Here is a 14,706-nt window from a genome sequence, read left to right on the forward strand (position 1 = left end):
GCGCGGGCCCTCCCGACGGGAAACGAAAAAGCCCGGTTTAAAACCGGGCTCGAACAAACACGCCTATTGACAATGGCTTTCTCATATTAAAAGGGGAGGTGCCGGCTTTCGCAAGGCGCGAACCTACGAAAATCGCCGCACGGCAACGCGGGGCGATGAGCTCAGTCGGGGGATAGGGCCCGCTTCGCCCGCCGGCCCGTAAATTGTATCATCCAGTGTGGAACGAGAGCGCCCGTTTCCGTGTGCGACGGGCTTGCAATAAGAGGAGAGCCATGTCGAAGCAAGCGGTCGTTGGAATCTTGGCGCATGTCGATGCTGGCAAGACCACGCTGGCCGAGGCCATGCTGTTCAATGCGGGTCGCATTCGTAAGCGCGGCCGCGTGGACGATGGCGATTCGCATCTGGACACTAACGCGATCGAGCGCGAGCGCGGCATTACGATTTTCTCGTCGCAGGCCGTGCTCGACCACGGTGATACCCGCGTCATGCTCGTGGATGCACCGGGGCATGTCGATTTTTCTGCCGAGGCGGAGCGCACGCTGCGCGCACTCGATTACGCGATTTTAGTTGTGGGCGCCAACGACGGCGTGCAGGGGCACACCGAAACCCTGTGGCGCCTGCTTGCACGCTATGACATTCCGACGTTCATCTATATCAACAAAATCGATTTGGAGAATCCCGGCCGCGATGTTTTGCTGGCACAACTTGGGCGGCGTCTTTCCGAAGGCTGCCTGGATGCCAACGAACTGCTGGAGGGCGGCGCCGTTCAGGAGGACGCTGCAGCGTTGGACGAGGCGGCGCTCGAGGAGTTTCTTGAGGCAGGTGAGCTTTCCGTCGCAACGCTGTCGCGCATGGTTGCCGAGCGCAAGCTCTTTCCCTGCTTTGTCGGCTCGGCGCTCAAGGACCAGGGCGTGAGCGAGCTGCTGGATGGTATATGCGTGCTGATGCGCGAACAGATATGGCTTCCGGAGTTTGCCGCGCGCGTCTATCGTGTCAGCCGCGGGGATCGCGGCGAGCGCTTGGCATGGGTTAAAGTGACCGGCGGCACGCTGTGTGCAAAACAGATGATCAGCGGACGTTCCGGTGCCGAGGTATGGGAGCAGAAGGTCGATCAGGTGCGCATCTATAACGGTGAAAAGTATGAGCTTGCCCAAGAAGTTGCTGCTGGCGGTATTTGTGCCGTGACGGGTCTTGCGCACGTTCGCCCAGGGGACGCCTTGGGTGCGGAGCCCGTGTGTGATGCGCCCGTCATCGCTCCGGTCCTCACCTATACGGTGCTTCCGGGCGAACACGATGTCCATGCGGTGTTTAAAGCGCTGACTGAGTTGGCGGACGAAGACCCCATGCTCGGCGTAAGCTGGAATACTCATCTGGAGCAGATTCACCTGCAGCTGATGGGCGCCGTGCAACTCGAGGTCGTGCAGCGGGTGTTGGTCGATCGCTTTGGCCTTTCGATTTCGTTTGAGCCCGGCGGCATTCTCTATAAGGAGACTATTTCGCAGCCGGTCGAGGGCGTGGGCCACTTTGAGCCACTGCGCCACTATGCCGAGGTGCATCTGAGCCTGGAGCCGTTGCCAGCGGGTTCGGGCGTGCAGTTTGGCACCGTGACTTCGACCGACGAGCTCGATCTTAACTGGCAACGCCTGGCGCTTACAAACGCCATGGAGCGAGATCACCTGGGCGTGCTGACCGGCTCGCCCATCACCGATGTGCGCATTACGCTCACAGGTGGCCGTGCGCATGCCAAACACACCGAGGGCGGCGACTTTCGCCAGGCCACGTACCGCGCGATTCGCCAGGGGCTCATGCAGGCGCGTGAGGCCGGCGCGGCGGTGCTGTTGGAGCCGTGGTATCGCTTTGAGCTCGAGGTGCCGGGGGAGTGTGTGGGCAGGGCGTTGTCGACGCCACGCGCATGGGTGCCGAGTACGAGCCGCCGACAATGGCGGACGAACGGGCAAAGCTTGTGGGTCGCGTGCCGGCATCCGAGGTCCAGGATTATGCGCTGGAGGTGGCCGCCTACACGAGCGGTCGCGGGCATCTGTACCTGGAGTTTGCCGGTTATGCGGCATGCCATGATGCCGAGCGCGTCATCGAGACTGTCGCCTATGAGCCCGAGGCCGATCTACCCAACACGCCCGACTCGGTCTTTTGCTCTCACGGCGCCGGCTACACGGTCAAATGGTACGACGTGCCCGCCGCGGCGCACGTAAAGGTCGATCCCGCCACCTTCCGCCCCTGGCGAGCGGCGGACGTCGAGTTTTTCGGCCATAGGTGATGGAGGGTCAGTCTCTTTGTCGCATCCTGTTGGTATAACTCGGTATAAGTTGGTATAACTGTTACCAGGGTTTGCCAATCCGAGGAGGCCGACATGAATCCAAATCCCTTTAAGCCCACGGCTGGTAAGCGGCCTCCGATACTCATCGGCCGCGAGTCGGTCATCGAAGATTTCGAGGAAGGGCTCGATAACGGCGCCGGAGCTCCGGGCAGGCTCATGCTCATTACGGGAAACCGCGGCTATGGCAAAACGGTTCTCTTGCGGGAGCTGCAGCGTTTAGCTAGCGAGCGCGGATGGGCGGTTGTCTCTGATTCCGCCTCGCTTGGCCTATGCGACCGCCTGGCCGATGCGCTTCGCTCGAATATGTCGGTTGCGACGTCAATGGAGTTCGGGCCGTCACTTGGCCGGATGTCGGTCGAGGCGGCGCGGGCAAAAGGCGAGACGTTGCGCGGGTTAGTCAACGAACGCCTCGAGAAACTCGGGCCGGGAAAGGGCTTACTGTTTGCGATTGACGAGGCCCAATCGGCATCTATCGAGGAGCTGGCGGCGCTGGCCGTTCTCTATCAGCAGGTGCTCGGAGACCAGGATGCTACGGGCTTGCCCGATAGAGACCAGCACGGTCTTGCGCTGGTTTTTGCCGGCTTGCCCAGCATGGTTGATGACTTGCTCGAAGAGCCGATCGTAACGTTTTTGCGCCGCGCCCAGCAGCGTACGCTGGGTGCGATTTCTTTGCCCAAAGTGCGCGATTCATATATCCAGACGGTCAAAGGCACTGGTCTTTTCGTTGATGCGGAGACGGCGGACCTTGCGGCGCACAAGAGCATGGGGCATCCCTATATGGTTCAGCTGGTGGGATATTACATGTGGAGGTCTGCTGTCCGGCGTGACTCGCGGGTCATTGAAGTGTGCGATGTCGAGGCTGGCTACGCGGATGCCATCTCCGAGTTCTATGAAGCAGTGGACGCTCCCTTGTATTACGGGTTGCGCAGTCCGCAGCGCCTCTTTACCGAGGTCATGGCGGCTGATGGGGGCAAGCCGACGCGCATGGCGGCCATCATTGAGCGCTGCGACCCACCCAAAGCTGAGCGAGCAAATATCGCGCAAGCCTGATTCGCGAGCGCGTCATCGAGGCTGCCGGATACGGTCTCGTCCGGTTTACCGTGCCCATGCTGGGCGAGTGCATCCGCGACCGCGTTTTATGGCATGAGTAGGGTGATAAAGGTGACGGAACAGAAGATGAGCCCGCAGGCTATAGAGGTACGTGGCGCGCGTGTGCACAACCTCAAGGACATCGATATCGATATTCCGCTGGGAAAGCTCGTGGGTATTGCTGGCGTATCGGGTTCGGGCAAGAGTTCGCTGGCACTGGGCGTTCTTTACGCCGAGGGCTCGCGTCGCTACCTGGAGGCGCTTAGCACCTATACCCGCCGCCGTCTGACGCAGGCCGAACATGCCCAAGTGGACGAGGTGCTGCACGTACCGGCGGCGCTCGCATTGCATCAGCGCCCCAGCGTGCCGGGTGTGCGCTCGACCTTTGGTACCATGACCGAGCTCAACAATAGCCTGCGTCTGCTCTTTAGCCGTTGCGCCCATCACGTGTGCCCGCACTGCGGGGCGCGCGTGGAGCCGAGCCTTAACGTGGCCGCGGGTCTGTCGCTCACGTGCCCCGTGTGCGGCCGTGAGTTCTGCGCGCCGGGTGCCGAGGACCTTGCCTTTAACAGCGGCGGCGCGTGTCCCACCTGCGGCGGCACCGGTGTCATGCGCGAGGTGGACGAGGCGAGCCTGGTGCCCGACGAGTCCAAGACTATCAACGAAGGCGCGGTGCTTCCTTGGGGCACGCTCATGTGGGATCTGATGAAGCAAGTGGCAGGCGAGATGGGTGTGCGTACCGACGTGCCGTTTAACCAGCTCACGCCTCAAGAGCGCGACATTGTGTTTCACGGTCCGGCGGTTAAGAAGCACATTCTCTACGTTCCCAAAAACGGCGAGGGCGCCACGCCGCTCGACTTTACCTATTACAATGCCGTCTATACCGTCGAGAACGCGCTCGCCAAGGTTAAGGACGATAAGGGCTTAAAACGTGTGGCGCGCTTTTTGCGCGAGGGGCCATGTCGTGACTGTGGCGGCACGCGTCTCTCCGAGGCTGCGCGCCAGCCCCAGGTGCGCGGTATCAATCTGGCGCAGGCCGCGGCCATGACGCTTGGTGATGCGGTTGAGTGGGTGCGCGGGGTGCCCGCATCCTTGCCGGCCGAGATGCGGCCCATGGCGGCGGATATCTGCGATTCGTTTTTGAGCGCGGCCCGTCGCCTGGTCGATCTGGGTCTCGACTACCTTTCGCTCGATCGCGCTGGTGCCACGCTCTCCACGGGCGAGCGTCAGCGCGTGCAGCTCGCCCGCGTGGTGCGCAACCGATCGACGGGCGTGCTCTATGTGTTGGACGAGCCTTCGATTGGCTTGCATCCTGCCAATGTCGACGGCTTGGTGGGCGTGATGCGCGATCTGGTGGATGACGGCAACACCGTGGTTGTTGTCGACCACGATACACGTGTGCTGGCGGAAGCCGACTATCTGGTCGAGATGGGCCCCGTTGCCGGAGCTGGCGGCGGCAATGTGATTGCCGCTGGCACGGTGGACGAGGTCGAACAATCGAAGGGCAGCCGCATCGCCCCGTTTTTGAGCGCAGACCCCAAGCGTATGCGTCCGCAGGTGACTGACGACGAAATGTTCGACCAGGGCCACATCCGCATGGCAACCGATGCCATCCATACCGTCAAACCGCTCGAAGTCGATATACCGCGCGGTCGTCTCGTTGCGGTGACGGGCGTTTCGGGTTCGGGTAAGACGACGTTGGTGCTCGAGACACTCATCCCGGCGCTTAAGGCCCAGGCAGCTGGCGAGCGCGTGCCAAGCCATGTGCGCTGGGTCGACGCCGAGGGTATCGCACGCGCAAACCTGATTGACGCTACACCTATCGGCGCCAACGTGCGCTCGACGGTAGCGACCTATGCCGACATCCATGATGAGCTGCGTCGCGCTTTCGCCCGTACGCCCGAGGCCAAGGCAGCCGGCTACAAGGCGGGTGCCTTTAGCTACAACACTGGCGCCTTGCGCTGCCCTACATGCGATGGCACGGGCTCGATATCGCTCGACGTGCAATTTTTGCCCGACGTCGAGATCATCTGCCCAGCATGTCGAGGCTCGCGCTACGCCGAAGCCGCCTCGCATATCCATCGCGAGGGCAAGGACGGGAGCAAGCTTACGTTGCCGCAGCTCATGGACATGAGCGTGGACGAGGCTCTCGACGCCACGGTGGGGCTCAAGAAGGTTCAGGCGCGCTTGCTGACCTTGCACGACCTGGGCTTGGGCTATCTTACACTCGGTGAGCCCACGCCGGCGCTTTCGGGCGGCGAGGCGCAGCGTTTAAAGCTTGCGAGCGAGATGGGCCGCGTGCAGGACGATGCCGTATTCGTATTCGACGAGCCCACGATCGGCCTGCATCCGCTCGACGTTCAGGTGCTGCTGAACGTGTTTGACGGCCTCGTCGCCAAGGGCGCCACGGTTATCGTGATCGAGCACGATCTCGACCTTATCCGCAATGCCGATTATGTGATCGACATGGGGCCGGGCGGTGGCGATGCGGGCGGGCAAGTCGTCTGCGCCGGCACTCCGGCGGATATCGTTGCTTGCTCCAAGAGCATTACCGGCCGCTACCTATAACCGAATGTGACAAAGGGACAGTCCCTTTGTCACATGCCGGCAAAGCCTGTCAGCATCACGCTTTTCTTTTCTAGCCAATTCTAGTTAAAAGCAGTTAATTACCGTTAAAAGCTAGCATGTTGTCGACGTAGCACTTGAACAGCTTGTGTCCGAGGGCCAAAATGACCTCAGCCCATTCGCGAAATTTGCACGCCCTATAGTGAGTGGGTTCTCGCTTGAGCCGATGCTGCCAAGAGGCGGCCGATAGGGGCAATTATGGACAATCGAATCTTTGGGTATGTGCGTGTCTCTTCCGCGGACCAGAACTTGGACCGCCAGTTAGGCGCACTGGGAAGGTTTCCCGTTCAACAGGGTCAGATTTACGCTGACAAGGCAAGCGGTAAGAACTTTAGACGTCCCCAGTACCAGCGTCTTCTTCGCAGGTTGCGCGAGGGTGACGTTCTCGTGATCAAAAGTATCGACCGTTTAGGTCGCGATTATCGTGAAGTCCTCGATGAATGGCGACGCATCACGGTGGATAGGCGTGCTGCCATCGTGGTGCTTGATATGCCGTTACTCGATACGCGCGAGCAACCCGATGGCATCACGGGAACGTTCATGGCGGATCTGGTCCTTCAGATCTTGAGCTACGTGGCGCAGCTGGAGCGCGAGAACATAAAGCAGCGCCAGGCGGAGGGTATCGCGTCGGCGCGCCTGCGTGGCGTGAGATTTGGGAGGCCGGCGCTCGAACGCCCGGATGGCTATAACGATGTCATCAAATCATTCGAAGGGGATGAAGTTACGAGGCGAGAGGCCGCAACGCCCCTGAACGTCAGCGTATCGACGTTCGATCGTTGGAGACGGGCGGACACGAACTGATATGACCGTTCGCCGTCTGTCCGTCCTCTTTAACTAGACATTTTGAAGAGGGGAGTTTATTGCACAGAGCCACTCCTTCCCTCGATGTTTATCCAGTTCACGCCCTGGAACCAAATAGTGCCACCGTGTTGCCAATTCGTCTGCTTTTTGACGAGGGGTTATGAGCTGTAACGTCAATCGAAGGGAAATAGTCATGAAACGAAATATTACTAAAAAGATGCCCATGATGGGTTTGCTTGTTCTGCTCACCTGTTCTCTGGGGTTCATTTCGGCCTGTTCACAGAATGATGCAAACGCTGCAAAGTCGAAATATGTCGACGATAAGGCGATGAATGTTATCGCCGCCGGGTTCGAGAGAAGGTTCGACGTCATTGAATCTAATGCAAACGATGATGATCCTCATTCAACCGAGAACATCCAGGAAGCTATTGAGGCCGAAATCAAGAACGACAAGGAACTCAAGAACGCTAGGTTTAAGGATTCCAAGATGCAACAGGACGTAATCACATATCTGAATCTGCTTGATGACCAGCTTAAGGTGACCGAGGACTACTCGCAATCGTCTGCGGATTATTACGAAGAGTGGAATAAAGTCTACGATAAGCGGTCTGCGCAACTCAAGAAGCTTGTTGATAATTACGGGCTGGAAGTAGGGGAAAAATATAAGGATGATTTCAACGACTTAATTAAGAATGGAAAGTCCGTAACAGAGAAGACCTGCTATGAGGATGCCATCAACAGTTTGATTCAGGGAGCAAATTTCGAAAAATCGGATGACGGTTACGGTCTGTATACGTATACGGCGGTAGTTGAGAACACCTCTGGTATATCGTTCTCTAACGTCAGCCTGACACTTGCTCTCTATGATGCAGATGACATCAAAGCGGAGGAGACCTATGCGGACACTTCTTCGTGGGCGCCGGGTGAGAAAGTCAAGTTCGAGGCAATGTCCGATGTTGACGCTGCGCGCGTTGTCGCATCTGTTTCCAGCTACGATGTAAATAAATAAGTTCTGCACGGAAGGGGCGGGTTAATCGGCAATGAATGGTTGACCTGCCCGTTTTATGCCAAATATTGAGCAACAAGTGCTGCGAACGAATGTGTATTATTTCGGATTGCAAACAACTGCCCTCGTCTAAAGACATGCTGAAAACGACAATTAAGGCATGAGGTATAACCCACGGCAGTTTCTTAAATAACAGGGATTTTGAAAGGAATAGGGGATGGATGAGATGGAGGAAGGCATGGGGGCGCTGAAAGCGAAACTCGGGAGAATCCTGACAAAGCCCAAGGTATTCTTTGCGGGCCTGGCGCTTGGCGGAGTGATTGTGGCTGTACTTTTCATTACCATCTTTAGTAACGGCAAAGCTGCGGGCGCGAAAGAAACGACCCCCAATACGCTTTCCCCGTCGGTCGTGTTTGAACGCATCGCTTCCCAGAACGAGATGGTTTCTGCATCGCAGAACTATGCGATTGTCGATAAGGTGACGGATACCAAGAGGTTCTTCGATTGGTTTGATATCCCGTTTACGGAAAACAGCTTTTGGTACCGCTATGTGGGAACCATTAAGGCGGGTGTGAATCTCGAGACGGCAGAGATACATACAAACAAGAAAAAGCTGACCATTACGATGGATGAGCCTTATGTAATCTCGAACACGCCGGATATGAATAAGTCGGGTGCTCTCGAGGAACGCAACAACATCCTCAACCCCATTGAGGTCAAAGATGTCACGGCGTTTGAAGCGCAGTGCAAGGAGCGGAGTGAAAGCGAGGCCATCAAGGATGGCAAGCTGCTCGAAGAGGCTCGAGTGAACGCCGAAGCAAATATCCGTGCGATGTTCAACTCGGCATTTGGCGATGAATATACGGTTGATTTCGACTATCGGAAATAGGAGGTCACTATGGAGGATAAAGACGATCTAGCTGTTGTCGAAAGGGAGGAGCTGTCGCGACATAAGCAGAGCTTTGATATCCGTAAGGCCGCTGCCGGGTTGGTTGATGGCGCCGGAAGCGCGATGGCGGGCGCGGTTGCAACCGTACAGAAAGTTGCCGATGGTGTAATGTGTGCTGCAACTCCGATGGTCGATGACGCCTTGGCGGCTATTGCTGATGCGGCCGATGGTGCGGCAGGTGCTGCTGCGGATATCGGTGACGCCATCAACGATTGGGCATACCAGCAGCAGCTTAATAGATACAGGCCGGTAACCAAGGAGACCTATCAGAGTCCTTCATTTTATTTGCCGAATATGATTCGAATTGTTGACGGAAATGAGCGTCGTGGCATCGACGCCTGTAGGGATGCCATTGGTTGGCTGGATACCGTTAAGGGTACGCAGATTTTCAATCTGTACCGCGAGGCAATCGGGGATAGCGAATTGTCTTTCTACCCTAAACCATCTCTTTATTCCACATATTACATAGATGCTTTTGATCGGTCTCGCTTTGTTGATCTTGACTCTTATTTCGCAACCATGCAACAAGACAAGATGGCCGAGTTGAGACGGATTGCGTTCATGCTTGGCGCGAAGCGCTGCAAGTTGGAGGTGACGGAGTACGAGGAAACTCGGAGAGGCCACCAGGTTAAGGGAAATGCCAAAGCGGGAAAGAAGGGCTCGGCTCGAATCAACGGCTCTTTGAGCGATTTAACGAGAAATGAGAAGAAAATCCTGTTTACACAGGAATTTGAGGGAGACATGGTTCCACAGCGCCCTGAACTCCATTGGTATGCCCATGACTCTGACATTCTCTTGTTAATCGAAACGAGATGCGGTGGAGAGGATAAAAACAAGGCGAAGAGCTATCGGGTTGAATTGAAAAGCGAGACGACCATGACCATGTCCGTATCGCTTGCTATGGCTATCGATGAGGCATGCAGCAAGCTGAACATAAGGGCGAATTCGAGCCTGACAAGCCAAGCTAAGCGAGAACTTCGGCAGTCATTTGTATTTGAAGTTGAATTCTGACGTGAATTGCTAGCAGCCAAATGCGGCAAAGGGACTGTCCCTTTGCCGCATTTGATGTCAAAACCATTTTGTCAAGGACTAGAGAGTTTGAAAGTCTACCATTTCTGCCCCGTCCCCTAATGGCAGGTTTTTACATGCCGGCAAAGCCTGTTTGGCGCAGGGCTTCGTAGAGGACGATGGCGGCGCTGTTGGAGAGGTTGAGTGCGCTGATGCGGTAGCCGTCCGGATTGACGAAGTTGCCGCAGATATCCTGCCGAAGGATGGCCTCATGGCCGTTCTCGGTATGTCCGAGCGATTCCTCGTGGGCTTCCCAGGCCTCGGCGTTGTCGAGTGAGTCACAATCGCGCAGCATGGGGATGCGCTCGCAGCGCTCGGGCGCTGCGGCGAGCAGCCCTTCGGGAATCCCCGAGCTTTCGCTGCCAAAGACCAAATAGTCGCCGTCACGGTAAGTGCTTTGCGCATAGGTTCGGCGTGCCTTTTTGGTCAGCAGATGCAAGCGGTCGTCGGCGGGGGAGAGGTCATTGCGCGCAAGGAAATCCTCCCAGCTGGCATAGGTCGTCACGTCCAAGTTTTGCCAGTAGCCCAGGCCGGCGCGACGCACCGTTTTGTCGTCGAGCGAAAAGCCCAGTGGCTCCACCAGATGCAGGCGGGCGCCGGTGACCACGCAGGTACGGCCGATATTACCCGTATTGGCCGGAATCTCGGGAGCATACAGCACGATATTGAACATGAATCTCCTTGGCATAGAACGAAAAACCACCACGAAGGGTACCTTCGTGGTGGTTTGATGGTTACGTGGGCGGAAAACGCCCACTTGGATAACCTAAGCGCGGTGCCAGTCGGTCAGGCAGGCATCAAGGGCGGCGATGAGCGCATCCTTGTCCATGTGACGGCCGATGATGCACAGGCTCGTCATGCGGTCGCCCGTCTCGTCGTCCCAAATCTGCATGATCTCGGGGTTCTCGTCGATGATCTTCTGCTTCTCGCCCTCGGGCGCCGAGTCAACGAACAAGCCGTTCTCCATCAGGCGCATCTGGCGGCCGGCCTGCTCGAACATGTAGCACATGTCCGGATCGCCGGTCTGCCACAGCGGACCCTTGACGCGAATGACCTCGTCGGGCCACTCCTGCTCAACAAAATCGGTGAACTTCTGCAGGTCAAACGGCTTACGGCGCGAGTACACAAAGGTCTCGATGTCGTACTCGAGCACCTCGGGGTCGTCGTGCTCCTCGGGATGCTCCATGGCCTCGATCCAGGCGGCGGAGTTGTAGGCGCGCATAAAGTCGAAGCGATCGGTATCGAGCAGCTCCTCCATGGGGACCTCGCCGTTTTGAGCCTCGACAATCGCGGCGTCCTTCTGCAGACTGCGCACGATGGCCTTGAGCTCGGCGATCTGCTCAGGGCTCACGGTATCGGTCTTGTTGAGGATCAGCGTGGAGCAAAACTCGATCTGCTGGATGAGCAGGCTCTCGATGTCGTCCTCGTCGATATCCTCGGCCAGCAGGTCGCGACCGCCGTTGAACTCGTCGTACATGCGGGCGCAGTCGACCACGGCAACGATGTTGTCGAGCGCGAGCTTGGGTTCGCCGCCCACTTTGGCCTCGTCGCAGAAGCTCGAGATGGTGTAGGCGATGGGGATAGGCTCGCAAATACCGGAGGCCTCGATGATGATGTAGTCGAAATTGCCCGAATCGGCAATGCCCTGCAGCTGGTTGGCCAGGTCGTCCGAAAGCGTGCAGCAGATGCAGCCGTTGGTGAGCGGGATGAGGTCGTCGGTCTCGGAAAGGCCACCGTCGGCGATAAGGCTGGCGTCGACGTTGATCTCGCCGATATCGTTGACGATCACGGCGGCGCGGATACCGCCGTCGTTGGCGAGGATATGGTTGAGCAGCGTGGTCTTGCCGGCACCGAGGTATCCGGTAAGCATGATGATCTTCACGGGTTTGTTGGGCATGTGCCCTCCTTTGTTAGACATGGCTTACAGTAAAATCATATGCCAAACGCCTGCTCTTATACCCACGCGCCGGCAAATAACACAGGCTACTCCCAGGCTCCCCATACATCGGGGCAATAACCGACGGTGGCCTTTTTGCCGTTGCGCACGATGGGCTCGGCCAGTACCTGCTGATTCTCGAGCAGCTTATCAAAGCGCTGGCTGGGAGTGAGGTGCTGGATAAGTGCGAGTGTCTCCTCGTCCTTGGCTTTGGGGTTGAGCAGCTTGTCGATGCCGCCGACCGCCTGCATCACGCTCGTGAGCTCGCCTTTGCTCATCTCCTTTTCCTTAAGGTCAATAAACTGCACCTTAATGCGGCGCTCCTTAAAATAGCGCTGGGCCTTCTTGGTATCGAAGGACTTTTTGGTGCCGAAGATTTGCACGTTCATAGCATGTTCCGCCGTTCTAACGAACGGCGGTCACCTCGACGCTGCAAAGCCATCTGATGGGCAATCTGCCTTTCAATCGTCGGGCGCGGGCAACAGCCCAGCGCCCTCCTCTTTCAAGGCACCTTGCCTCATCAGCTGGCTTTTCGCTGACATTGATAGAACATCGAGGTGACCACCGCTGGACTTATCGAATGAAGTTGGTGCGCTCGCGATCGGCTTCGGGCGCGCTGATGCCGGCGGCCTGTCCTGCTTCGATACATTGCAGGAGCCAGGCCATGTTCTTGCCGATGTTGCGCATGGTGGCAAGGCCCTCGGCATCCCCATCGGCGTCGCCGGGTACGCGACCAAAGACGTTGTTCCAGTACGTGGAGGCGACCACGGGCATCTGGTTGATGGTGAAGTACTTGTTGAGCACATCGAAGGTGGTCGACGTGCCACCGCGACGGGCGACAGCGACCGCGGCGCCGGGTTTGTGCGCAAAGGCGTGCCCGCCCGCATAGAAGGCGCGATCGAGGGCCGAAAGGATGCGTCCGCTGGGGTGCGCATAGTAGACGGGTGAGCCAAAGACAAAGCCGTCTGCCTGCTCAGCGGCAGCGATGAGCTCGTTCACCACGTCGTCGTCAAAGGTGCAGCGACCGCCAAGCTTGCCGCACTGGCCGCAACCGATACAATCGCGAATGGGCTTGGCGCCCAGCTGAAACACCTCGGTATCAATGCCTTCGGCATTGAGCTGCTCGGCGACTTCGGCGAGTGCGCGGGCGGTGTTGCCGTTTGCCTTGGGACTGCCATTGACCAAAAGAACCTTCATCACAAACTCCCTCTGCTGTCGGTGACTTCTGCGGAGGATTATCGCACGAGAGGGGCAGATGGCGTGGGGAGCGATGTGAAACGGCTTGTGTTTCACATCGCTCCCCACGACGCTAGTCCAGCTTGGTGCCCGGTACTTGCGGCGCCTCTTCAAGCAGCGCTTTGAGCTCGTTCAAAATGGAAACGGGCTGTCGGTCGACAGCGTCTAGATGAAGTGTCGCCACACGAATGGGCGGCTGATATTCAAATGAGCCAAAGAGCACGGGCGACCCCAAGAATCGCTCGATTTCGTCTGCGATTGCGTCGGTCTCTTCGGGATCAAAGTCGTCGAAAAGCGCCACGAACATTGGTCCCGTCGAGCGGAACAGACGACCCTTGCCGCGCGAGCATTCCATAAGGCAGGCGGCACTTTCTGCCAAAACACGGTCGCCCGCATCAAAGCCAAAGCGGGCATTGACCTGAGCGATATCGTTGATTTTAATGGCAATAAAGCCTGCCTCGCGCGCCACGCGACGCATTTCACCAATGGCGTTGACCAGGGCGTGAATATCGCCCAGGCCAGTCACGGAATCTGTCGTATCTGCCAAGCTTCGGTTGATGATAATGCCCACATACATGCTGGGCTCGGTATCGGTGCCGTCCAAGCGGTAGCCCGTGCAGTCGCAAAGCGCGTATTTTCCGGTGGCATCCATTACGCGATACTGCATGTAATGGAAGTGCCACGTACCGTTTATCACCATGTCGAGCTCGGCGCGCACGTTGTCGCGGTCCTCGGGATGAACGCGGGCGAGCCACATGTCGAGTGAGTTAAAAGGGTGCTGGGAGGGCAGGTCAAAATCGCGCATGGCGTTAACCGACCATTGCGATTCTCCCGTATCGAGGTTAAGGATGAACGGATAGCGCGTCTCGGAGCTCATGGAGATCGCTTGGAACACCCGGTCGTTGCAGGGAAGCTGATCGACGATTGGGCGTTGCGGCGCATCATTGTCTTTCGGTTGCTGCACACGATGCATAAGCTTATAGCGATACATCTTGCGATCGGCATCCATCGTCATCTGGCGACGCGTGTCGCCGGCAAGCGGATCGACGCGCGAGCAGCCAAAGCTAAAGCTGGCGATCATGTGCGCCTTGCCACCTGAGCTCGCCTCGATCAGCCCGGCACGTACCTGCTCCAAGCGCTGCTCGAGTTCAGTCTCGTTTGCGGAGAGCGAGATAAGCACAAACTCGTCTCCACCGATACGGAACAGCATCTCATCGTGCTCCATGGTTTCGGAGAGTGTGCGGCAGATACTCAGAATATAGCGATTGCCTTCGGCGTGGCCAAACATATCGTTGCAATGCTTGAGATGGTCGATGTCAATATAGGCGCAGGTGAAGGGGTCGCCTTTGCGCCAGAGCTGCTCGACGTGACGGTCGAGTCCGCTGCGGTTGCCCAAGTTGGTGAGCGGATCGATATAGGCGTTGCGCTCAAGCAGCTGGCGCTCTTGTTGCAGGATGGCATACGTCTTTTGCAGTTGCTCACCAACGGCGCGTAGCCCAGCGGGCAGCGCGGCAACATCGAGTTCGGCGGTCGAGATGCCATTCGCAAGTCGCTGAAGATAGGCAATAATCGATTGCTCGCCCATGCGGTACGACTCGTTCATGATGGATAACCTCCTTGGGCAGGACAACGGTTTGTATCATATCCCCAATTCGGCTTGG

12 protein-coding genes and 1 pseudogene are annotated in these 14,706 nt (G+C 57.6%); 8 read left to right on the plus strand and 5 right to left on the minus strand.

The features are described 5' to 3' along the window. Positions 1-272 precede the first annotated feature (272 nt). The 8 genes and pseudogenes from ACTNDJ_RS05140 to ACTNDJ_RS05175 form a co-directional block, all read left to right on the plus strand. Positions 273-1,754 (plus strand): annotated as a pseudogene (locus ACTNDJ_RS05140) (GTP-binding protein); the annotation flags it as partial. 185 nt (positions 1,755-1,939) lie between these two features. Beyond that, positions 1,940-2,275 carry a hypothetical protein gene (locus ACTNDJ_RS05145; protein ID WP_441063679.1) on the plus strand — a complete coding sequence of 112 codons (336 nt, stop codon included), beginning with the start codon at positions 1,940-1,942 and terminating at the stop codon, positions 2,273-2,275. Positions 2,276-2,368: 93 nt separating this feature from the next. Next, a complete protein-coding gene (locus ACTNDJ_RS05150; protein WP_441016544.1) occupies positions 2,369-3,385 on the plus strand; it encodes an AAA family ATPase in 1,017 nt (338 codons plus the stop codon). Positions 3,386-3,478: 93 nt separating this feature from the next. Next, positions 3,479-5,992, plus strand: coding sequence for an excinuclease ABC subunit UvrA (locus ACTNDJ_RS05155; RefSeq protein ID WP_441063681.1), 2,514 nt, complete (start codon positions 3,479-3,481; stop codon positions 5,990-5,992). Between the two features lie 255 nt (positions 5,993-6,247). After that, positions 6,248-6,850, plus strand: a complete 603-nt coding sequence (locus tag ACTNDJ_RS05160; protein WP_441063683.1) for a recombinase family protein — start codon at positions 6,248-6,250, stop codon at positions 6,848-6,850. Between the two features lie 193 nt (positions 6,851-7,043). After that, positions 7,044-7,859, plus strand: a complete 816-nt coding sequence (locus ACTNDJ_RS05165) for an FxLYD domain-containing protein (protein ID WP_427794255.1) — start codon at positions 7,044-7,046, stop codon at positions 7,857-7,859. Between the two features lie 214 nt (positions 7,860-8,073). Further along, positions 8,074-8,745 (plus strand): DUF4230 domain-containing protein, encoded by a 672-nt coding sequence (locus ACTNDJ_RS05170; RefSeq protein ID WP_427794254.1) that lies wholly within the window; start codon positions 8,074-8,076, stop codon positions 8,743-8,745. 9 nt (positions 8,746-8,754) lie between these two features. Continuing rightward, a complete protein-coding gene (locus ACTNDJ_RS05175; protein ID WP_427794253.1) occupies positions 8,755-9,816 on the plus strand; it encodes a hypothetical protein in 1,062 nt (353 codons plus the stop codon). Between the two features lie 130 nt (positions 9,817-9,946). Here the strand turns inward: ACTNDJ_RS05175 and ACTNDJ_RS05180 are convergent, their stop codons facing one another. From ACTNDJ_RS05180 to ACTNDJ_RS05200, 5 genes are all read right to left on the minus strand, one after another. Next, positions 9,947-10,546, minus strand: a complete 600-nt coding sequence (locus ACTNDJ_RS05180; RefSeq protein WP_441063685.1) for a tRNA (cytidine(34)-2'-O)-methyltransferase — start codon at positions 10,544-10,546, stop codon at positions 9,947-9,949. A 93-nt stretch (positions 10,547-10,639) separates the two neighbouring features. Beyond that, on the minus strand, positions 10,640-11,770 hold the full coding sequence (locus tag ACTNDJ_RS05185; RefSeq protein WP_441063686.1) for a GTP-binding protein: 1,131 nt from the start codon (positions 11,768-11,770) through the stop codon (positions 10,640-10,642). Between the two features lie 86 nt (positions 11,771-11,856). After that, positions 11,857-12,198: an arsenate reductase family protein gene (locus ACTNDJ_RS05190; RefSeq protein ID WP_055252194.1), complete on the minus strand. Its 342-nt coding sequence runs from the start codon at positions 12,196-12,198 to the stop codon at positions 11,857-11,859. Between the two features lie 184 nt (positions 12,199-12,382). Then, positions 12,383-13,006 carry a flavodoxin family protein gene (locus ACTNDJ_RS05195; RefSeq protein WP_427728306.1) on the minus strand — a complete coding sequence of 208 codons (624 nt, stop codon included), beginning with the start codon at positions 13,004-13,006 and terminating at the stop codon, positions 12,383-12,385. A 112-nt stretch (positions 13,007-13,118) separates the two neighbouring features. Next, on the minus strand, positions 13,119-14,648 hold the full coding sequence (locus ACTNDJ_RS05200) for a diguanylate cyclase domain-containing protein (RefSeq protein WP_441063688.1): 1,530 nt from the start codon (positions 14,646-14,648) through the stop codon (positions 13,119-13,121). Positions 14,649-14,706 lie beyond the last annotated feature (58 nt).

Origin of the sequence: Collinsella sp. HCP3S3_D1, from assembly GCF_052064015.1 — a bacterium.
Taxonomy (GTDB): Bacteria; Actinomycetota; Coriobacteriia; order Coriobacteriales; family Coriobacteriaceae; genus Collinsella.

Coding starts and splice junctions, on each gene's coding strand:
- ACTNDJ_RS05145 (WP_441063679.1), top strand. CDS start 1,940: ATGGCGGACGAACGGGCAAAGCTTGTGGGTCGCGTGCCGGCATCCGAG.
- ACTNDJ_RS05150 (WP_441016544.1), top strand. CDS start 2,369: ATGAATCCAAATCCCTTTAAGCCCACGGCTGGTAAGCGGCCTCCGATA.
- ACTNDJ_RS05155 (WP_441063681.1), top strand. CDS start 3,479: ATGAGTAGGGTGATAAAGGTGACGGAACAGAAGATGAGCCCGCAGGCT.
- ACTNDJ_RS05160 (WP_441063683.1), top strand. CDS start 6,248: ATGGACAATCGAATCTTTGGGTATGTGCGTGTCTCTTCCGCGGACCAG.
- ACTNDJ_RS05165 (WP_427794255.1), top strand. CDS start 7,044: ATGAAACGAAATATTACTAAAAAGATGCCCATGATGGGTTTGCTTGTT.
- ACTNDJ_RS05170 (WP_427794254.1), top strand. CDS start 8,074: ATGGATGAGATGGAGGAAGGCATGGGGGCGCTGAAAGCGAAACTCGGG.
- ACTNDJ_RS05175 (WP_427794253.1), top strand. CDS start 8,755: ATGGAGGATAAAGACGATCTAGCTGTTGTCGAAAGGGAGGAGCTGTCG.
- ACTNDJ_RS05180 (WP_441063685.1), bottom strand. CDS start 10,546: ATGTTCAATATCGTGCTGTATGCTCCCGAGATTCCGGCCAATACGGGT.
- ACTNDJ_RS05185 (WP_441063686.1), bottom strand. CDS start 11,770: ATGCCCAACAAACCCGTGAAGATCATCATGCTTACCGGATACCTCGGT.
- ACTNDJ_RS05190 (WP_055252194.1), bottom strand. CDS start 12,198: ATGAACGTGCAAATCTTCGGCACCAAAAAGTCCTTCGATACCAAGAAG.
- ACTNDJ_RS05195 (WP_427728306.1), bottom strand. CDS start 13,006: ATGAAGGTTCTTTTGGTCAATGGCAGTCCCAAGGCAAACGGCAACACC.
- ACTNDJ_RS05200 (WP_441063688.1), bottom strand. CDS start 14,648: ATGAACGAGTCGTACCGCATGGGCGAGCAATCGATTATTGCCTATCTT.